This is a genomic window from Pseudomonas sp. W2I6 (genome assembly GCF_030815935.1).
GTDB lineage: Bacteria > Pseudomonadota > Gammaproteobacteria > Pseudomonadales > Pseudomonadaceae > Aquipseudomonas.
Genome location: NZ_JAUSXJ010000001.1, coordinates 5,326,225 through 5,345,010 on the forward strand (window position 1 = coordinate 5,326,225; position 18,786 = coordinate 5,345,010).

Sequence of the window (18,786 nt, forward strand, 5' to 3'; positions counted from 1 at the left end):
GCTTCATAAGACATGCGCGCAGATATGCCATCCCGCTAACGCGGAATGAGGCTCAGTGTGGTACAGGAATCAAGTACGTGGGGGTCGCCATACCCCTGAAGAGGTTTGTACGAGCGGGAAATGGCTGGAGAATGATAGAATGAGAGGACTGGACAGGGTGATAGGAGGCTTGATGATCGATACTTGCAACATGCCGCCAGTTTTGCATTCCTGACCGGGCTTACAAGGTTTGCCATGCTCGGTGGGACTTTTCATGTCGTGGCAGCAGTCTTGCCCCATACCATCCATCATCGCCATGCCCATGGTTTTCATCGGGCATGGTTCAATCGATGTCTGAACACCCGCCATCCCGCTGAGGGGAAGCGCCAAGCTAATCAGGAAAATTAGGCAAAACCGCAGGTAGCGTTTCATGAGCTGGAGTGTAGACGGTGCAAATGGCCCTTACAATTCACCCTTGAGACTCCTTAGTCGGCCATCACCAACCGCTATGCCGCGCTCATTTCCATGACCGGGCTTAAAGTACCTAACCATGCGACTAGACAAATAATGATGACTGCCATTGAAAATTCGAGCTTCATGCTACGGCGCAAGGCATTGACCGCGACAGCATAGTCTCCATTTCGAACAGAACGTTCCAAGAGCGGGCTTAGGTGAAAACGGTTGAGCGTCGCTAATACGATCATCCCGGCAAAGAGCAGGACCTTCAAAAATAGCAACTCGCCATAAGTGCTGAGCATCACCTCATCGAGATTTGGCCCAACGATAAATAGGTAGTTCGCCACTCCCGTAATGCTGATGATCACTACAATCACCGCGCCGGCCGATTCAAACCCTGTCAGTACCCGAGCAAGAATTCGTGCTTCTCGCTCACCTTTCAGTGATTTCAAACGCAGCAGCAGGGCAAATGCCGCTAGCGCACCCAACCAACCGCCTGCGGCCAAAAGATGGAAGATATCGCTAATAAAGTGCCAGTAGCGACGGCTCCCCTCGTCCATTGCTCCGTGCCCTGTCCATGCCAGCGTCGCTAGCGCAATCGCGCCACAGACAGTGACAATCCAAAGACTCAGTGTTGGAAAGCGCTTGTTCAGGGAAACGCCAATAATGGCCGTCACCAACGCCCCTATTCGGACCATCCAGGTCAAACCGACGTCAGTCCCCATGAGAACCATTTGAAAGATATGGTGATGTAGCTCCATGAAACCCGACACGCCACTCATTGCTTTCGCAAGTAACAACATGGCGGCAAGGGACAGAGCTACACCTACAGCAGAAGTACTGTAAAGAAGCGACTCAAAATTCAAAACTGTTCCCGATATTCTTTCTTTTCCCCTGAGGCTATAAAGACCAAAAATTGCCAGTCCAAATAACAGCATCAGGTCGAAATAAAGAGCAAAGCGAACAACGATATTTAATGAGTCGCTCATGAATCATTTCACTTTGAAAGAAAAGTTGCCGGTAATCGGGTGAGTGTCCGAGGAAACGGCACGCCATTCGACTTTGTAAGTACCCGTGGTCAATGGCGATGCGGGTGTAATAACCATCGTCTTCGGATCACCGCCACCTGCCACGTTAGCTTTTACGCCCATAGGTGAATTCGGCATACCAGGCATATCGGTCATAATCAGCTTTGCACCAGAGAACTGAGTCGTTAGATTCTCAGAAAAGTGCAGTTCGATTTTAGACGGAGCCGCCGCATCCGATCCTTCAGCGGGAGTAGAAGAAACCAGCTTTGGATGCGCCTGAGCAACTGCACTCAGAAGCAAACCCGCAGTCAGCGCAACAGCTACGGTGGTAGTTTTAAGGAATGACATGCAAGACTCCTGACAGCAAAAGCTGTTGGTTCTAGGTTTTTAGGGAATATCTAGTTTTTTACTTTTTGACGCTCGTTAAAACCACTGACGAATACCTAGCAAATTCCGTGTTCTAGGGCCGGCTGGACAGGGAGGAATCACAAGATTTCCAACGTCACAGTGCGAGTACACGATGCCACATGAACGCAAACTGTTCGATTACATTTCAGTCAGCTTGGGGCGGGTTTTTGGCACTGATCTGCCCGAATACGGCGCCAAATACGCGACTTTCTTTGGAACGCTCCAAGAGTTTTCTCTCATCCAAAAACGATCCTATTGAGCTAACCACATGTTGCCTGCATACATATGAACAAGGTGTCTTAGACCTTTCTTGCATCAGCACATGGGAGTTCAATATGAAAGGCTGTTATTCCGTTTAACGACGTACACCATATTTTTCCGTCATGCGCTTCAATGATAGATCGAGTAATCGATAAACCTAGCCCTGCATTACTTGGACTTCCTTCTCTGCGAGCTGGGTCCACGCGATAAAATCGATCAAACAGCTTTTCAAGATGCTCGGACGCAATGGGCTCTCCCGGGTTCTCCACAGAGACTGATATTGAAGTTCCTTTCTGCCGAATATCGACAGTAATACACTTTCCTTCGGGGGTGTACCGGAGCGCATTTGAGAGCAGATTAGAGATGGCCCTGTCGAGCATGAGTACGTCACCTCGGACGCTACCCCTGCCTGTGACCTTCAGGTCGATCCCTCGCTCATCAGCCAGCAAACGGTAGTACTCGAGTAATTTCTCTACTACTGCTACCAGGTCAATCGGTTTGTTTTCATGTGTAATTAGACCGTTATCTGATTTCGCTAGAAAAAGCATGTCATCAATCATACGTCCCATACGTTTCAAGTCATCAAGATTTGAGTACAGATTGTCCTCGTAGTCCTCAATATTTCTTTTTCTAGATAAAATCACTTCAGTGTGAGTCATCAAATCGCTAACGGGTGTCCGTAATTCGTGAGCAATGTCCGCAGAGAAGTTCGATAAACGAACAAACGCATCGTCCAGTCTAGATAACATTGCGTTGAACGAGAGCACCATCTGCTGGAGCTCTTGGGGAACGGGACCTAATGGAATACGCTCTTTGAGCGATTTAGCTGACATCGAAGCTGCTACCTGAGTGACTAGGCGAATAGGTCGTAGCCCACTACGCGCTACCATCCAGCCCAGTGCAGCACTGACCAGCGCGCTTATCACCAGTCCTATCCAAAACCATCGTTCAAGCGTCTCGAAGAAGGCCATATGTTGAGTAACATCAAAGATCAACATCACTGTCAATGGCTTGTCCTGCCCCGTCACTATGGCTTGCGCCGTCACGCCTCGAAATATCTGCTCCTGGTCTCGCCACTCCCAGACATTGCTGTTTGTGACCGTTCGGAAGTCTTCAGGAACTACGATCGGACCTGGGTCAGCAAACAGGAGCTTACCGTCACCATCGATGATAAGAGCTGTCAAATCACGATGAGCACCAAGCAGTGCCTCCAGCTCAGGCTTAACATCACTGAATTGATCAATGCTGTTCAACCCAGTCAAAATTCTTTGCGTCGAGTGAAGCTTTTCGTTCAGCGCCTGCTGATCCAGCATCTTGAAATGATGCCGGCTGAGGTTGTTAAAACTGAGTCCAGCGACGGTGAGCACAGCCGTTACAGCTAGCATGAACATCAGGCTCATGCGCGTAGTCAGGGACATTCGCTTCATTCCGACCCCGTCCCCGAATCCGGCGCATCCAGCATGTACCCCATGCCTCGAGAGGTGTGGATAAGCTTGACCTCAAAATCATCATCAATCTTTGCTCTGAGCCTCCTGACAGCAACCTCGATGACGTTAGTATCGCTGTCAAAGTTCATGTCCCAGACCTGGGAAGCAATAAGCGACTTGGGCAGAACCTCACCTCGACGACGGAGCAGCAATTCGAGCAACGCAAACTCTTTGGCCGTTAGATCTATACGTTTGCCTGCGCGGATAACCCTGCGTTTGAGGAGGTCCACCTCCAAATCAGCCAATTTCATATGGGTTTGGGAGGGGGCAGTGGTACCTCTACGCAGCAGCGTTCTGACGCGAGCCAGCAATTCAGAAAATGCGAAGGGTTTGATCAGGTAATCGTCAGCCCCCAGCTCAAGTCCTTTTACCCGATCCTCAACTCGGTCTCGCGCCGTGAGGAAAAGCACAGGGACATTTTTTCCGGATGCTCTCACTTTCTGAAGTACTTCCCAGCCATCCAGCCCAGGCATCATCACATCGAGAATCAGCAGGTCATACGCCTCGCTCAAGGCGTGCTGAAGCGCGTCTTTGCCATTGGTAAAACGATCAACATTGAACCCCGCCTCGGTGAGTCCTTGCTGCAAATAAATACCTATTTTGGGTTCGTCTTCCGCAACCAGAAGTCTCATGGGGATGGCTCTCGAATAATTGTGAGGCTGAGTCTGCAATGAAATGCCTCTGCCAACCAGCAACTGACAGAAAAGTAATATTGGCTTCAGGTAGATGTCAGCGAGTGCTGTCTAGGGTTCGAGCATGAGTACTTTCTGGTGCTCGACCGACTCTTAACCATGAAAGCTAGAGGAGCCGGAAAACAAATCAAAAAGGAGCTTCCTCATGAACCGTTTAAAAGTCCTATTCTTTGCTAGTTCGATACTCATCTCAGCATCTGCGTTGGCTGAAGGTGGTGCAGATCGGATTATGGAGCGCATGGAAAGCCTGCGCGATAAAGCCGAAGCGACCTTGGTACAAGCTGAAAAAGCTCCTGAAGGGCAGCGCCATGTTCACATGGCCGAGCATATGAAAATACTGGGCGAGATCATGGGCCAGCTTCATCTAGATCATCCAAAAGCATCAATGTCACCTCAGGAACATCTCGCCTGGATGGAAAAACACGACGCCATGGTTGATGACGTTTTGAACCAAATGCAGCGCGAGCACAAACTGATGCTTTCTGAGAACCATCAGTAACCGAATAACTCCTACGGGGCTCTCTGAACCGCCCACTAGACACGGCGTCATCTGGGCGCCGTGTTTTCTCAGGAAAACTGACAGAAATGTAGTGTTCAAGTCAGTTAACGCTCAGCTCTATCCCTTTAGCATAGCTAGTATTTTCCACTGGCTCTCGAGGTCACCATGAAAACTAAGCTCATTACTCCAGTTATTGCGGCAATCACCCTACTCCTCGGCGCTACGGCGATGGCCAGCGTAGGTCATGGGAAAGAGGATATCGGTCAGCCTGGAGTCGCCTCAGAGGTCACTCGCACGGTTGATGTAGAGATGGGTGATATTTTCTTCAAAACTAAAAGCATCGACGTAAAGCCCGGTGAAACGGTTCGCTTTGTACTTCACAACAAAGGGGCGTTGCTGCACGAGTTCAATATCGGCCAAGCCGCTGCTCACGCGGCGCACCAAAAAGAAATGGCGAGCATGTTCCAGAATGGAACGCTTACACCCACCGGAACTGGAAAAATGTGGGGCAACATGGGCCATAGCATGGGAGGCATGAAGATGGTTGGAATGGAACACAACGACCCGAATAGCGTGCTGATCGAGCCAGGGGCAACCAAGGAGTTGATCTGGACCTTCAACAACACAACTGGACTTCAATTTGCCTGCAACGTGCCAGGTCATTACCAGTCGGGGATGGTCGGTCAATTTGACTTGAAGTAAGCCTGAACCGACCGCTAAAACCGCGTCGACGCAAGAGTTCGCTATGCTCTGAGGCAGAGATCAGAGCAACACGCTCACACACGGGGTCTAGATCATGGATAAGCATCAGCATCCGGCTGGAAGCACCTCCCCACCATTTTGGAGGCGCAAAACAGGCGTTGTACTGATCATGCTCATTGCGATCGGTGCCTTTTACGGGGTGCGGGAACATTTCACCCACGTTTATCCGTATTTGCCCTACCTCATCCTGTTGATCTGTCCATTGATGCATTTTTTTGGACATGGACATGGCGGACATGACCATGGCGATCAGGCAGGAACCAACAAGGAAGAGAAATAGCTATGCCCACTCCACCGAGCCACCACGATCACGGTCCCGCCCACGCTGCCTCACCCAATGACGGTGGTCTACGCGACCCGGTGTGCGGTATGGCGGTTATACCTCCAAGTAAATTTGGCGAGTCTTACCAAGGACAGACGTATCAATTTTGTAGCCAGAAATGCCAAGAGAAATTTCGGGCAGATCCAGAACGCTACATTGGTAATCATCCCAGCGCTGAACCCAGCAGCGCCGCTATAGAGCCCACGCTACAGGTAGCCACTGAGTTTACCTGTCCTATGCACCCGGAAATAAGACAGCCAGGGCCCGGCAATTGCCCTAAATGTGGCATGACATTAGAGCCCGTCATGCCCGCGCTTGATGACGATGACAAACCCGAGCTCCTGGATTTCACCCGCCGCTTTTGGTGGTCGCTGCCTTTAACCGTAATGGTGGCCCTTCTAGCCATGGCGGGTCACTCATTACAAATCTTCCATGGTTCGGTTCAAAACTGGATCGAGTTCGCTCTTGCCACTCCGGTCACCTTATGGGCAGGTTGGCCCTTTTTTGTAAGAGGCATAGCATCCGTTAGAAATCGCAGTCCAAACATGTGGACTCTGATTGGTTTAGGTACTGCCGCAGCCTATCTTTACAGCGTCGCGGCAACCCTATTTCCCCAAAGTTTTCCCACCACCTTCATGCAAGATGGACGCATCGGCGTCTACTTCGAAGCCGCTGCGGTCATCATCTCGCTCACCTTGCTTGGGCAGATTCTTGAGCTCAAAGCACGGTCACAAACCTCCGCCGCCATTAAGTCCCTTCTTGGCCTATCTCCCAAGACTGCACGCAGGATCAACGCCGATGGTCAGGAGGAAGACATTCCTCTTACCCATGTTCACTTGGGAGACCATTTGCGGGTCAGACCTGGTGAAAAAGTGCCAGTTGATGGCTCTGTACTCGAGGGAGAAAGTGCGGTGGATGAATCCATGCTCACTGGTGAACCTGTGCCGGTCATGAAAAGAGCAGGGGATAGTCTGATCGGTGCCACGCTTAATACTCATGGAAGCTTGGTGATGGAGGCGCGAAAGATCGGCGCTGACACCATGCTGTCGCAGATAGTACAAATGGTCGCACTAGCCCAACGCTCCAAAGCGCCCATGCAACGAATGGCCGACTCGATCGCCGGCTACTTTGTGATGGCGGTTATCGCGATTGCGTTGCTGACCCTCATAGGTTGGGGACTGTTCGGCCCGGAACCCAGCTGGGTCTTCGGCCTGATCAACGCTGTCGCCGTGCTTATCATCGCTTGTCCCTGTGCTCTGGGTCTGGCAACGCCCATGTCGATCATGGTTTCGACGGGTAAAGCCGCCAGTATGGGTGTGCTGTTCAGAGATGCCAGTGCCATCGAAAACCTTTGCAAGATCGACACACTGATTGTCGATAAAACGGGAACCCTGACAGAGGGACGGCCGGTATTTCACAGTGTGGAGGCCACACCAGATTTCAACCCACGCGATGTGCTTCAACTGGCCGCTAGCCTTGATCAAGGCAGCGAACATCCTTTGGCACACGCCATCGTCGATCACGCCCGAACTGAAAATATTGCGCTCACCAAGCCTGAATCGTTTGAGTCCGGCTCAGGGATTGGGGTGAGTGGTCTCGTTGATGGCAAGAAAGTACAGCTGGGCAACACTGCACTGATGGAAGCTGCCGGCGTGAGCACAAAGGTCTTACAAGAACGTGCAGAGTTGTTGCGCCTTGAAGGCATCAGCATCATCTATCTAGCAGTTGACGGGGTCTTGGCAGGATTACTAGCGGTCTCAGACCCGATAAAACCGACCTCTAAAGAAGCAGTCACCAAGCTTAAGGCTGATAACGTAAAAATCATCATGGCCACGGGAGACGGGCTCACCACCGCACGTGCTGTCGCCAAGGAGATGGGTATTGAAGAGGTTCATGGTGAAGTGAAACCTCAGGACAAGGAGCGCCTGGTGGCGGACCTCCAGCAATCCGGTCGAAAGGTTGCCATGGCCGGCGACGGTATCAACGACGCACCGGCCTTGGCGCGAGCAGATGTGGGCATTGCCATGGGTACAGGGACTGACGTCGCGATGAATAGCGCGCAGCTCACGCTGGTAAAAGGCGACCTGATGGGGATTTTACGGGCACGGGCACTTTCGGTTGCAACGGTAAAAAACATGCGGCAAAACTTGGGGTTCGCCTTCCTTTACAACTCAATGGGTATTCCCCTCGCCGCAGGCCTGCTCTATCCACTGACGGGGCACCTTCTGTCTCCAATGATTGCTGCGTTAGCCATGAGCGTCAGTTCTGCGTCTGTAGTTTTCAATGCTTTGAGGCTGAGGAATACCCGAATTGAATGAGCGTAACCGATGCTCACAGCCCGCTATACATAACTCTTGACCTTACCGTGGTGTCAACGTTGATCTTGTTGTTGCGGTGAAAATAGACTGCTCAGCACAAGAGGAATAACCATGTTCGTCTTAAACGTATCAGGCATTGGTTGCGGTAGCTGCGTCAGCAAAATCACCAAAGCAATTCAGTCACTGGACAGCGAGGCTATGATTTCCGTGGATCGCGCAGCAGGTAAGGTAAGCGTTGAAAGCAGTGAAAACCCAGAGCAAGTCCGTAAAACTGTCGAAGCACTCGGTTTCCCTTCCCAAATCAGCGCCTGAGGCGCTGATTCCCTCGCTGGGTAAAGTTTATTATTCACCTCGCAGAGCTTTAAGTAGCCCCTTAAATGCTCCATTTAATCTAGTAAAGGCGGTTTCGAAATGAATTTCATTTTCCGTATACTTTGCGACCTCGACCTGTTGATCCACAGTATTTTGATCAATGGAAGGTTGGTTCGGCGTACTGTAAAGCAAAGCACCGCCGTGAATATCACTTACTAATTCGTTTACGGCAATATGTTTTGGGTTTGTTGTTTTTAAAGAGAACGGAGTAGCCAAACCTCCTTTTGTTTGGCTAGCCAGTACAGCAGAAAAGTCCAAGTCCCTGGCCTTAAAGTTAGGAGTGTCGGCATTAGCGATATTATTGCTAAGTACCTCAGCTCGTTGGCTGCGAAAACGTAATGCTCTTTCTGCGGAGCCAAGCGCTTTGTCAAAATTAATACTCACCGGTGGCCACCTTTAGTTACGCTGCCATTTAATTCCCACCTATCGAACACTCAAGTGCTTAACGTAGTGCGTCCGAGCCGATGTATGATTTCAGCGAAAAACTCAAAAAACGCCACGCCATCGTGCAGTGACCGGAAACTTACAACGCCGCACAGGTAAATTTTAGATGGTGGATGGAGGTTATGTGTCGTTGGATAGCTTAGACCTTACGGACTAATCACTCTGCATCTCAAGAGAAATATCGCAACCTGACACAACTGTAATATTGGCCTAAGCTTCCTGACAGGGGATGAGTCTTATAGTCCTATTGAGCCTCAAGCTCACCCCCTAGAGTCAACGACTGATGTGGATTCAGGGGTCACCAATAATCATCCGAGGCCCCCCAAATGAACCCTATCAAAACCTTGTTCGTCATCGCGGCTCTGACCGTCTCTTCTTTGGCTATGGCTGAAGGGGGTGGTGACCGGACTTTCGCACGCATGGAAGTGGCCAGGAATAATTCGATGGAATCGTACCGAGTAGCTCAAACGCAAAATGCCCAACATCCCGTCGCTGAAAGCAAAGCCAAGGCGATGGATCACAAGAATTGCTAAATAGCTAGCCCTCCAAGCTGACAGAAATGTAATCACTGCGGTGGTTTAAATGTGGCAATTTCTGAGCTCGCTTGCCGTAAGAGTTTGTCTTTTGTGACGGTGGGCAAAGCTGATCCGGGCAACTCATGATCGGTTGTTTCGCACGGCTTCCCTTTTGACTGATTGGAAATAAACGGCATGCATTCCAAAACCTCTAGACGGACATTCGTAAAAGGCTTGGCCGCTGGTGGCATTCTCGGCGGCTTTGGCCTTTGGCGCACTCCAGTATGGGCGGTGACAAGTCCAGGTCTGCCGAGCGTACTCACCGGCAATGAATTTGATCTGTTTATTGGTGAAACACCTGTAAACATTACCGGCTCGCCGCGAACAGCCATGACCATCAATGGATCATTGCCAGGACCTTTGCTGCGTTGGCGCGAAGGAGAGACAGTCACCCTGCGTGTAAAAAACCGCCTGGACCAAGACACCTCAATCCATTGGCACGGGATCATTCTGCCGGCCAATATGGACGGTGTACCTGGCTTGAGTTTCCATGGCATCGCACCCGACGGCATGTACGAGTACAAGTTCAAGGTTCATCAGAATGGTACGTACTGGTACCACAGCCACTCGGGCTTACAGGAGCAGGCAGGGGTTTACGGGCCAATCGTTATCGACTCGAAAGAGCCTGAACCTTTTCAATACAACCGCGACTATGTGGTGATGTTGACTGATTGGACCGATGAAGATCCTAGTCGCGTCATGGCCAAGCTTAAGAAACAGTCGGGCTACTACAACCACCATAAACGCACCGTTGGTGATTTTATCGACGATGTCAGTAAGCAAGGTTGGTCAGCTACAGTAGCTGACAGGAAGATGTGGGCTGAAATGAACATGAGCCCAACCGACCTTGGAGACGTCAGCGCAGATACTTACACCTATCTCATGAATGGCCAGGCGCCAAACGGTAACTGGACCGGTATTTTCAAGCCGGGTGAGAAGCTACGACTACGCTTTATCAACGGCTCGGCGATGAGCTATTTCGACGTCCGCATTCCTGGTTTGAAAATGACCGTTGTGGCCGCCGACGGCCAACACGTCAACCCAGTGAGTGTTGACGAATTCCGCATCGCCGTAGCTGAAACGTATGACGTGATCGTAGAGCCTGCCAGTGAAGAGGCTTACACCATCTTCGCCCAGTCTATGGATCGGACGGGTTATGCACGCGGAACCCTCGCTCTTCGTGAAGGGCTAGTTGCTCAGGTACCTGCTATAGATCCACGTCCAATCGTCACTATGGATGACATGGGGATGGGCGGTATGGCTGGTATGGACCATGGCAGCATGGCTGGTATGGGCGGCGCAGAGAAGACACCAGGTGACATGTCCGGCATGGCGGGCATGGCGGGCATGGACCACAGCAAGATGACCGGTATGGACCAAAGTGACATGACCGGGATGACCGGCATGGACAGCGGTGACATGACTAACATGGCGGGCATGGATCACAGCAAGATGGCTGGGATGGGCAATGGTGATATGTCAGGGATGGCTGGCATGGGTGGTATGGGTGGAGAAATGCAGACACACCCTGCCTCTGAAACCAACAATCCCCTGGTTGATATGCAAGCCATGAATCCAACGCCAAAGCTAAGTGATCCGGGCATAGGCTTGCGGAACAATGGTCGTCGAGTGCTCACTTACTCCGACTTGAAAAGCACTTTCCAAGACCCTGACGGCCGCGAGCCAAATCGTACCATCGAGCTTCATTTGACCGGTCACATGGAGAAGTTTTCGTGGTCGTTCAACGGCATCAAATTCTCTGACGCCGAACCGCTGCGCCTGAAGTATGGCGAGCGTCTGCGCATCACCTTGGTGAACGACACCATGATGACACACCCCATCCACCTTCACGGCATGTGGAGTGACCTTGAGGACGAGAACGGCAAGTTCATGGTGCGCAAGCACACGATCGATATGCCACCAGGTACCAAACGCAGCTATCGAGTCACCGCTGATGCCTTAGGCCGTTGGGCATATCACTGTCACCTGCTTTTCCATATGGAAATGGGCATGTTCCGTGAAGTACGGGTTGATGAGTAAAGGAGACGATCTGTGAGCACATACCGAAATCGTAATTCCCTCGTGGGTTGCCTCTTTGCCGCTGTCCTGCTGGGTGGACTCTCGTCCACGGTGCTGGCAGAGGAAAATGGCAGCGACCATTCAACCACTGTTCCTGTTACAGCAACGGACAAGCCAGCAACGGCAAACGATTCGAAGCTAGATCACGGGGCGATGGACCATAGCCAGATGAGCCATGAGTCGATGGATCATGACCAAAAAACCAAAAAGGCAGATTGAGATCATGACCAGTAAGTTTTTACGCCCAACGCTGATGGCACTTGCAGTCTCTACCGGTCCAGCATTCTTTTTCATGGCTCAAGCCGCTGAAGAGATGGATCCGTCGATGGCGATGCCATCAAGTGCGGACGCAAAGTCTTCAACTGCACAAAAATCCAAACCCGCCAAACCGAAAGATGCCGCGATGGATCACTCCAAGATGGACCACGGCTCAATGGGAGCCATGGACCATAGCAAGATGGGGGCTATGGATCACAGCGATAACGGGCAAATGGACGGTATGGAAAGCATGGATGGAGGGGCGACTACCACAAGCCGAACCCCAATCCCCGTACTTACCGACGCTGACCGGGCCGCCGCTTTTCCAGACTTACCAGGCCATGGTGTGCACGATAAAAAAATTAACTCGTTCATCCTCCTGGATAAATTTGAGTACCAAGACGCTGACAACGGTAGTGCGCTGGCTTGGGATGCAAAAGGGTGGATCGGCGGTGACGTCGATCGCCTATGGTTGCGTTCGGAAGGCGAACGTACCAATGGCGTAACCGAGAACGCTGAACTTCAGGCTCTGTGGGGACACGCCATCGGTCCTTGGTGGGATGTCGTCACCGGCATTCGACAAGACTTCAAACCTGGGTCACCTCAAACATGGGGAGCGCTCGGTATTCAGGGCATGGCCCTCTATAACTTTGAAGCTGAAGCGACTGCTTATATTGGTGAGAACGGTCAAACCGCAGCTCGGTTTGAAGGCGATTACGACATCCTGTTGACCAATCGCCTGATCTTGCAGCCGACCGCCGAAGTAAACTTGTACGGGAAAAATGATCCTCAGCGCGGCATAGGATCTGGATTGGCCAACACCGAACTAGGCCTGCGGTTGCGCTACGAAATTACTCGTCAATTCGCACCCTACATTGGTGTTAGCTGGAATCGCTCATATGGTAAGACGGCTGACCTAGCCAGCGATGAAGGGGAAAAGACAAACGAGGCCCGGTTTGTAGCTGGTATTCGGATGTGGTTCTGAGCGATTTGAGCACTAGCCCTACGAATTCAAATGATCGGGGAGTTGGCTCCCCGACTCTAAAGTAGATCCTTCAATGTAACCTTTGCAGCGGCATGAACGCTTGAGTGGGGTTCTATTGCTTCGTAGAACATCTCGCCGTCTCCAAGGGAAAAGGAAATATTCATGACAGGTAGCTTCCGACTTTCAAGTCGATTTCTGCGTATTGCAACATTCGCTGCGCTGTTCATCGGCTCAACGGCTCAAGCGGCGCAGGCCCTGACCATCGATGTGCATCGAGATGCAAACTGCGGATGCTGCAAAAAATGGATTCAGCATCTTGAGGCCAATGGCTTCACCGTCATTGATCATGTAGAAACCAACATGAGTGCTGTCAAACAAGATCTAGGTGTCGCTCCACGACTCTCGTCTTGTCACACTGCGATGATCAACGGGAAGTTTGTTGAAGGTCATGTGCCAGTTGAGCAAATAATTGCGATGAGTAAGCGTGACGACCTTCTCGGGATCGCTGCTCCTGGAATGCCAGCAGGTTCTCCAGGAATGGAAGTCGACGGAGTACATGAGACCTACCAAATAATCGGCCTGACCAAAGCCGGCGTAGATCAGGTCATTGCTGAATACCCCGCAAACTAATCCCACCTCATCCATTCGGCCACAGCATGGTCCCAGCTCATGGCCATGCAGCGGGACATGCTATGTTGATTTCATTCTCAAGCAATACGCAAAGGACGATCAGCAACAAGCTGTAAAGGCGCGCCTGCGCCGAATCGGATAACCCCGTACCGCTGTCCTCAATAACAATTTGAGATGACGCCATGCTCCGTCTGCTGACAAGCACTGCGCATCTGACCACGATAGTGCTAAGTTCGGGTGGCGTTGCCACTCAGCTTGCCTTTCCGAATCTGGACATCTGTCTCGGCTGAAAGCGTAGAAAAGTTAAATTACAGTGGTTTGAGAGTTCTTTTTTTGCAGGCTTTTCAGACGCAGGGTCGCGCGTTGTACAGCGGCCATTTTTTCTGGACGCTTCATTCGTTTCCATTTTCTGATGTCTTCCTTGGTGCGACCGCAGCTGACGCACAGTTCGCTGTTCAACTGGCAGACAGAAGTACACGGATTCTCGATGTCCTTGGCCATTGGTCAATTCCTCGGCGAACTTATGCGAACTACGGGCTCATTGCTAAGCCTGAACGGCGACCTGATCGGGTGAAACAGCGCCCGGCTTCGTGCGGTACTCAACTGTCAGATGAGTGATCTCATGAACTGTCGCAAGCCGTTCTCGTATGTTTTGTGCATTCACTGCTGGGCTGCCTAGAACACTCACAATAGCGGCGCGGGCTTGCGGCCCTACCTGCCAGACATGAAGATCTATGATCGAAGCATCTCCCTGTCGCTCAACCAGTTCACGAATCTCTTCAGCGACATGATCATCTGTCTGGTCTAGCAATACACTCGCAGTCACCCGCATCAACGACCAAGCCCAGCGTGCGATAACAACTGCACCCACAATCCCCATTGCAGGGTCGAGCCAGACCCAACCAAGGTAACGACCAGCAAGCAGTGCTGCGATGGCCAGAACCGAAGTCAGTGCATCTGCAATGACGTGAATATAAGCAGAGCGCAGATTATTGTCATGACCATGTGCATGGTGAGATTCATCTTGGCCGTGGTCATGCCCATGGTGATGATTATGACCGCCAGACAGCAAAAGCGCGCTCACCACATTCACTGCTAATCCGACAATTGCGATAAGAGTCGCTGTCCCGAATTGCACTTGAGTCGGTTGAAAGAGACGAAATAGCGACTCTCCGGCAATTCCCAAAGAGACCAGTCCCAAAATCAGAGCAGATGCGAAGCCACCCAAGTCTCCAACCTTGCCAGTTCCAAAACTGTAGCGAGCATTTGAGGCATGTCTTTTTGCGTAACCGTAAGCAGCTGCGGCTATGCCAAGTGCTCCAGCGTGTGTTGCCATGTGAAATCCATCAGCAAGCAACGCCATTGAGCCAGTGAGATAACCTGCGGTGATTTCAGCAACCATCATTACGACGGTCAGAGCCACTACCCACAAGGTTCGCTTGGCGTTTTCTTCATGTGATTTCCCCAGGAACATATGGTCGTGGGAATAGTCGGTGTACGAATTACTCATCTGGGCAAATCCTATTTGGAATAGCGGCGAATGGCTTCGAGAAGCTCATCGACGCCTTTCGCTCTTTCTTCGTTGCTGAGTGTCGGATTCGCAACGTGTTCACGAGCGTGGTCTTCGATAATTTCATCCATCAGCCCATTGATAGCGCCACGGGCAGAAGCGACCAAAAGCAGGGTTTTCGAGCAGTCATCATCAGAGTCGAGTGCTCGCTCAATCGCCTGGACTTGCCCAGCGATTCGCTTTACACGCTTAAGAAGATTGTCTTTGCTTGATCTCATATGACCCATACCATACCCCCCCTACCTATATTGAGAGTATGTTCACACGTTCCAATCAGCGTAACCGTCCGGCCAGCACCCTCTCCTGACAGCCCTCCAAATTGGCCAAGATAGTGGACACCATTTTTTAGTGGACACTATCTTGGATACAGTTGCCCCAGCCCGTCGAGCCGGTCGCCGCCCCAACTTTCCGCTGGACTTTAAACGCCAAGTCGTCGAGGCCACCTTCCAGCCTGGCGCCTCCGTGTCATTGATCGCTCGCGAACATGACGTCAATGCCAATCTGGTCTTTCGCTGGCGGCAGCAATACCAAGAAGGGCTATTCGGCCCGGTCAGCCAGAGTGCTTCGTTTTTGCCAGTCCAGGTGATCGAGGCGCCAATGGATCTGCCGCCAGTCTTCCAGCCACAGGCAGAGTGTCATTCCGAGATCGCAGTTGAGGTAGGAAAAGCCAAGTTGCGTATCACCGGAGCACCAGACCCGCAGACGCTGCAACTCGTCTTGCAGCAGTTAGTGCGATGATTGCCCCTCCCGCTGGAACCCGTATCTGGATCGCCGCTGGCGTCACGGACATGCGTCGTGGCTTCGACGGTTTGGCGGCCATGGTGCAGACTCAACTGGAAGCCGATCCCTTCTCCGGTCAGATCTTCGCCTTTCGCGGACGGCGTGGTGACCGGATCAAACTGTTGTGGTGGGATGGCGACGGCTTGTGCCTGTTTTGCAAACGGTTGGAGCAAGGACGCTTTGTCTGGCCGCAAGCAACCAGCGGCAGCGTGTCGCTGACGACCGCGCAGTTGTCGATGCTGTTGGAGGGCATTGATTGGCGCCGGCCAATTCGTACAGCACCCGTCCTCGCGGTCTGACTTGCCGCGCTGAAAAAATCCCCAGTAATATTCGGGCATGACCCTCGTGACCGACTCCCTGCCGAATGATCTTCAAGCCTTGAAGGCGCTGATCGCTGCCCAGCACGCAGAGATTGAGCGCTTGAAGATGATGATCGCCAAGCTGCGTCGTACGCAGTTCGGTCGCAGCTCCGAGCAACTGGAAGCGATGATCGACCAGCTCCAGTTGAGCCTTGATGAGCTGCAAATCAGCCAAGCCGAAATGACACCTCCAGTCGAGCCGGCACCTCGCGCAGTTTCGCGCCGTAAACCATTGCCTGAACACCTACCTCGCGAAACCCACGTTCATCAGCCCGAGTCGCAATGCACTGGCTGCGGTGGGACGCTTCGCCATTTAGGTGAGGATGTGTCCGAAGTGCTGGAGTACGTTCCGGCACGTTTCAAAGTCATTCGCCATGTCCGTCCGAAGTGGGTTTGCCGCTGCTGCGAGCACTTCGCCCAGGTGCCGGCACCGAGTCGCCCGATCGCCCGAGGTCTTGCCGGCCCAGGGTTGTTGGCCCATGTGCTGGTCTCGAAGTTTGTCGATCATTTGCCGTTGTATCGGCAGTCCGAGATCTACGCCCGTGAGGGCGTGGAGCTGGAGCGCTCAACCCTGGCCGACTGGGTTGGCCAGAGCAGTCAGTTGCTGCGACCACTGATCAACGCCCTTGAGCACCACGTCATGAGCGGACACAAAGTCCATGCCGACGACACGCCGATTGGCGTGCTCGCGCCGGGCAACGGCAAGACCAAATCGGCGCGCCTGTGGACGTACGTGCGGGACGACCGACCTACGGGGGACGCGACACCGGCGGCGGTCTGGTTTGCCTACTCGCCGGATCGCAAGGGGCAACATCCCCGCGCGCATCTCAAGCGCTTCAGCGGGATCTTGCAGGCGGACGGCTATGCCGGTTTTGCTCAACTATATGCCACGGGCACCATTGAGGAAGCGGCGTGTTGGGCTCACGCCCGGCGCAAGTTTTACGAGGTCTACAAAGACCTGGCTTCACCACTTGCCGCCGAGGCGCTGCAACGGATTGCGGCCCTGTATGCCATCGAAAGCGAGATTCGAGGGCAACCGCCCAACCTGCGAAAAGTGGTTCGGCAAAGCCGAGCCAGTCCGCTGCTGGAACAACTCCACGCGTGGCTCAACCAGACGCTGACTCAACTGTCGAAAAAATCGGCATTGGGCGGTGCGATTCTCTATGCCCTCAATCGGTGGCAGGCCTTGGTGCGCTATTGCGATGACGGGCGAATTGAGATCGACAACAACGCTGCCGAACGCGCGCTACGTGCTGTCGCGCTAGGCAGAAAAAATTATCTGTTCGTCGGTTCCAACGCCGGCGGCGAACGAGCGGCTGCGATTTACAGCCTGGTGGGTTCAGCCAAACTCAACGACCTGAACCCGCAAGCCTATTTGACACACGTGCTGGAGCGCATCGCCGACCACCCGATCAATCGGGTCGACGAACTGCTGCCCTGGAACGTTTCTCTCGCCTCCACGGAACTCTGCGAGGCCGCCTGATCCATGGTCAAAACTGTTCGCTTGCCAAAACCCGAACCTGATTTGTTGCTACTGCACATTGAATTGAAGTGGATCGAACCTGCCATCTGGCGCCGTGTGGCGGTGCCCGAGAACATCACCTTAGGCAAATTGCACGCGGTGATCCAGATCGCAATGGGCTGGCACGATGACCATCTGCATGAGTTTGAAATAGCTGGTGAGAGTTACGGTATTCCCGACTCCGATGGATGGGGGCCTCCCGTGAACTCGGAGACCCGCAAGACTCTGATCAAAGCGTTGAACGGGAAAAGGACATTCCGCTAGGTCTATGACTTTGGCGATGGCTGGGATCACCGGATCAAAGTCGGAAAGAGAAATCCGATGCCCACTCCGTAGGACATTGAGTCGAAATCCAATCACGATGTTCTCATTGGAAGGGTCTGCAACAGATGTCGATTAAGCTCCTGGCCCACGCCGAACGCCTCTTGGACGCTTACGATAGTCAATCCTTGATGCTTGGAGGCCCAATCTTCTGCCGCTGGGATAGATGCGAAGAAATGCACATGGCAACAGAAGGACTGACGAACGTCGGCCGCCTCCTGCGGCAATACCAGTGACACTGCCACGTCGGCAGGTTCAACAGCCTGTATCTCGCTGGGTGAAACCGTAAGCGAAACGGGTGCTCCAGTTGCAGCGCAATGCGACGAGACGCGAGCTGTACGGCCGATTAACGCCGGGAGCATCAGGGTGTCCAGCGCGCACCAGGCATACAGCCGGCGGTTGTCAATTTCCAAGACATGCGACGTCTCGCGCAAGGTGAGGACATAGCCGATGATGTTCCCATCGTTGTCGTATTCGGTACTGGTGGCTTGTTCGAGCACAGCCGCCACTTGCTCAGCGGGCCAGCCAAGAGTCCTGGCAAGCGTAGTTCGCGAAATCGGGCGTCCCTTGGCAAGTTCACCCAGTAGCGCGACCAAGAACTCCGCAAAACCTTTGGGCCGGTTGGTCGGGGTGAGACGTTCGGCGATCTCGGTAATGTAGCGGGCAAATTTCATGGTGC

23 protein-coding genes and 1 pseudogene are annotated in these 18,786 nt (G+C 52.6%); 14 read left to right on the plus strand and 10 right to left on the minus strand.

All coding sequences use genetic code 11. The features are described 5' to 3' along the window. Nucleotides 1-69 precede the first annotated feature (69 nt). The 5 genes from QF039_RS24590 to QF039_RS24610 form a co-directional block, all read right to left on the minus strand. Nucleotides 70-411, minus strand: a complete 342-nt coding sequence (locus QF039_RS24590; RefSeq protein ID WP_073844967.1) for a hypothetical protein — start codon at nucleotides 409-411, stop codon at nucleotides 70-72. Between the two features lie 74 nt (nucleotides 412-485). Continuing rightward, nucleotides 486-1,424, minus strand: coding sequence for a copper homeostasis membrane protein CopD (gene copD / locus QF039_RS24595; RefSeq protein ID WP_008437423.1), 939 nt, complete (start codon nucleotides 1,422-1,424; stop codon nucleotides 486-488). Nucleotides 1,425-1,427: 3 nt separating this feature from the next. Beyond that, nucleotides 1,428-1,811 (minus strand): copper homeostasis periplasmic binding protein CopC, encoded by a 384-nt coding sequence (copC, locus tag QF039_RS24600; protein ID WP_008437424.1) that lies wholly within the window; start codon nucleotides 1,809-1,811, stop codon nucleotides 1,428-1,430. Nucleotides 1,812-2,170: 359 nt separating this feature from the next. After that, complete coding sequence (gene copS, locus QF039_RS24605) at nucleotides 2,171-3,559, minus strand: copper resistance membrane spanning protein CopS (RefSeq protein WP_307521158.1); 1,389 nt, start codon at nucleotides 3,557-3,559, stop codon at nucleotides 2,171-2,173. Next, entirely contained in the window at nucleotides 3,556-4,251 is a 696-nt protein-coding gene (locus QF039_RS24610) for a heavy metal response regulator transcription factor (RefSeq protein ID WP_008437429.1), read from the minus strand. Before QF039_RS24610 ends, copS begins: the two co-directional genes overlap by 4 nt. Before the next feature lie 205 nt (nucleotides 4,252-4,456). Between QF039_RS24610 and QF039_RS24615 the strand changes: the two genes are divergently transcribed. The 5 genes from QF039_RS24615 to QF039_RS24635 all read left to right on the plus strand — a co-directional run bounded on the left by QF039_RS24615 (nucleotide 4,457) and on the right by QF039_RS24635 (nucleotide 8,524). Then, nucleotides 4,457-4,810 (plus strand): co-regulatory protein PtrA N-terminal domain-containing protein, encoded by a 354-nt coding sequence (locus tag QF039_RS24615; protein ID WP_008437430.1) that lies wholly within the window; start codon nucleotides 4,457-4,459, stop codon nucleotides 4,808-4,810. A 165-nt stretch (nucleotides 4,811-4,975) separates the two neighbouring features. Continuing rightward, on the plus strand, nucleotides 4,976-5,512 hold the full coding sequence (locus QF039_RS24620) for a plastocyanin/azurin family copper-binding protein (RefSeq protein ID WP_008437431.1): 537 nt from the start codon (nucleotides 4,976-4,978) through the stop codon (nucleotides 5,510-5,512). 94 nt (nucleotides 5,513-5,606) lie between these two features. Next, complete coding sequence (locus QF039_RS24625) at nucleotides 5,607-5,852, plus strand: DUF2933 domain-containing protein (protein WP_032899631.1); 246 nt, start codon at nucleotides 5,607-5,609, stop codon at nucleotides 5,850-5,852. A gap of 2 nt (nucleotides 5,853-5,854) precedes the next feature. After that, entirely contained in the window at nucleotides 5,855-8,212 is a 2,358-nt protein-coding gene (locus QF039_RS24630; RefSeq protein WP_373462064.1) for a heavy metal translocating P-type ATPase, read from the plus strand. Nucleotides 8,213-8,323: 111 nt separating this feature from the next. Then, nucleotides 8,324-8,524: a heavy-metal-associated domain-containing protein gene (locus tag QF039_RS24635; protein ID WP_008437435.1), complete on the plus strand. Its 201-nt coding sequence runs from the start codon at nucleotides 8,324-8,326 to the stop codon at nucleotides 8,522-8,524. 30 nt (nucleotides 8,525-8,554) lie between these two features. On the opposite strand, the gene flgB is transcribed toward QF039_RS24635, so the two are convergent. Further along, nucleotides 8,555-8,968, minus strand: a complete 414-nt coding sequence (flgB, locus tag QF039_RS24640; protein WP_008437437.1) for a flagellar basal body rod protein FlgB — start codon at nucleotides 8,966-8,968, stop codon at nucleotides 8,555-8,557. Between the two features lie 386 nt (nucleotides 8,969-9,354). On the opposite strand from flgB, the gene QF039_RS24645 reads away from it, so the two are divergent. The 5 genes from QF039_RS24645 (at nucleotide 9,355) to QF039_RS24665 (ending at nucleotide 13,555) form a co-directional block, all read left to right on the plus strand. Beyond that, nucleotides 9,355-9,561, plus strand: coding sequence for a co-regulatory protein PtrA N-terminal domain-containing protein (locus tag QF039_RS24645; RefSeq protein WP_019821302.1), 207 nt, complete (start codon nucleotides 9,355-9,357; stop codon nucleotides 9,559-9,561). A gap of 177 nt (nucleotides 9,562-9,738) precedes the next feature. Then, on the plus strand, nucleotides 9,739-11,643 hold the full coding sequence (locus tag QF039_RS24650) for a copper resistance system multicopper oxidase (RefSeq protein WP_008437439.1): 1,905 nt from the start codon (nucleotides 9,739-9,741) through the stop codon (nucleotides 11,641-11,643). 12 nt (nucleotides 11,644-11,655) lie between these two features. After that, nucleotides 11,656-11,901 (plus strand): hypothetical protein, encoded by a 246-nt coding sequence (locus tag QF039_RS24655; RefSeq protein ID WP_024073347.1) that lies wholly within the window; start codon nucleotides 11,656-11,658, stop codon nucleotides 11,899-11,901. Then, the gene (locus QF039_RS24660) at nucleotides 11,873-12,925 is read left to right on the plus strand and encodes a copper resistance protein B (RefSeq protein WP_008437443.1); all 1,053 of its coding nucleotides are present in this window, start codon (nucleotides 11,873-11,875) and stop codon (nucleotides 12,923-12,925) included. The genes QF039_RS24655 and QF039_RS24660 overlap by 29 nt, the downstream gene beginning before the upstream one ends. Before the next feature lie 162 nt (nucleotides 12,926-13,087). Beyond that, the gene (locus QF039_RS24665) at nucleotides 13,088-13,555 is read left to right on the plus strand and encodes a DUF411 domain-containing protein (protein ID WP_008437448.1); all 468 of its coding nucleotides are present in this window, start codon (nucleotides 13,088-13,090) and stop codon (nucleotides 13,553-13,555) included. A 303-nt stretch (nucleotides 13,556-13,858) separates the two neighbouring features. On the opposite strand, the gene QF039_RS24670 is transcribed toward QF039_RS24665, so the two are convergent. The 3 genes from QF039_RS24670 to QF039_RS24680 are packed head-to-tail and all read right to left on the minus strand — an operon-like array spanning nucleotide 13,859 to nucleotide 15,352. After that, the gene (locus QF039_RS24670) at nucleotides 13,859-14,056 is read right to left on the minus strand and encodes a DUF1289 domain-containing protein (RefSeq protein WP_008437450.1); all 198 of its coding nucleotides are present in this window, start codon (nucleotides 14,054-14,056) and stop codon (nucleotides 13,859-13,861) included. Nucleotides 14,057-14,099: 43 nt separating this feature from the next. Next, on the minus strand, nucleotides 14,100-15,065 hold the full coding sequence (gene dmeF / locus QF039_RS24675) for a CDF family Co(II)/Ni(II) efflux transporter DmeF (protein WP_008437453.1): 966 nt from the start codon (nucleotides 15,063-15,065) through the stop codon (nucleotides 14,100-14,102). A gap of 11 nt (nucleotides 15,066-15,076) precedes the next feature. Further along, complete coding sequence (locus QF039_RS24680; protein ID WP_024073346.1) at nucleotides 15,077-15,352, minus strand: metal/formaldehyde-sensitive transcriptional repressor; 276 nt, start codon at nucleotides 15,350-15,352, stop codon at nucleotides 15,077-15,079. A gap of 214 nt (nucleotides 15,353-15,566) precedes the next feature. On the opposite strand from QF039_RS24680, the pseudogene QF039_RS33845 reads away from it, so the two are divergent. The 4 genes and pseudogenes from QF039_RS33845 to QF039_RS24700 all read left to right on the plus strand — a co-directional run. Continuing rightward, nucleotides 15,567-15,663: pseudogene (locus QF039_RS33845) on the plus strand (transposase); the annotation flags it as partial. Between the two features lie 196 nt (nucleotides 15,664-15,859). Beyond that, nucleotides 15,860-16,204 carry an IS66 family insertion sequence element accessory protein TnpB gene (gene tnpB / locus QF039_RS24690; RefSeq protein WP_003425037.1) on the plus strand — a complete coding sequence of 115 codons (345 nt, stop codon included), beginning with the start codon at nucleotides 15,860-15,862 and terminating at the stop codon, nucleotides 16,202-16,204. A gap of 37 nt (nucleotides 16,205-16,241) precedes the next feature. After that, entirely contained in the window at nucleotides 16,242-17,747 is a 1,506-nt protein-coding gene (locus tag QF039_RS24695) for an IS66 family transposase (protein ID WP_003425038.1), read from the plus strand. A 3-nt stretch (nucleotides 17,748-17,750) separates the two neighbouring features. After that, on the plus strand, nucleotides 17,751-18,050 hold the full coding sequence (locus QF039_RS24700) for a plasmid pRiA4b ORF-3 family protein (protein WP_003425039.1): 300 nt from the start codon (nucleotides 17,751-17,753) through the stop codon (nucleotides 18,048-18,050). Nucleotides 18,051-18,142: 92 nt separating this feature from the next. Here QF039_RS24700 and merB read toward each other — a convergent pair whose 3' ends face one another. Further along, a complete protein-coding gene (merB, locus tag QF039_RS24705; RefSeq protein WP_003425042.1) occupies nucleotides 18,143-18,781 on the minus strand; it encodes an organomercurial lyase MerB in 639 nt (212 codons plus the stop codon). Between the last annotated feature and the right edge of the window lie 5 nt (nucleotides 18,782-18,786).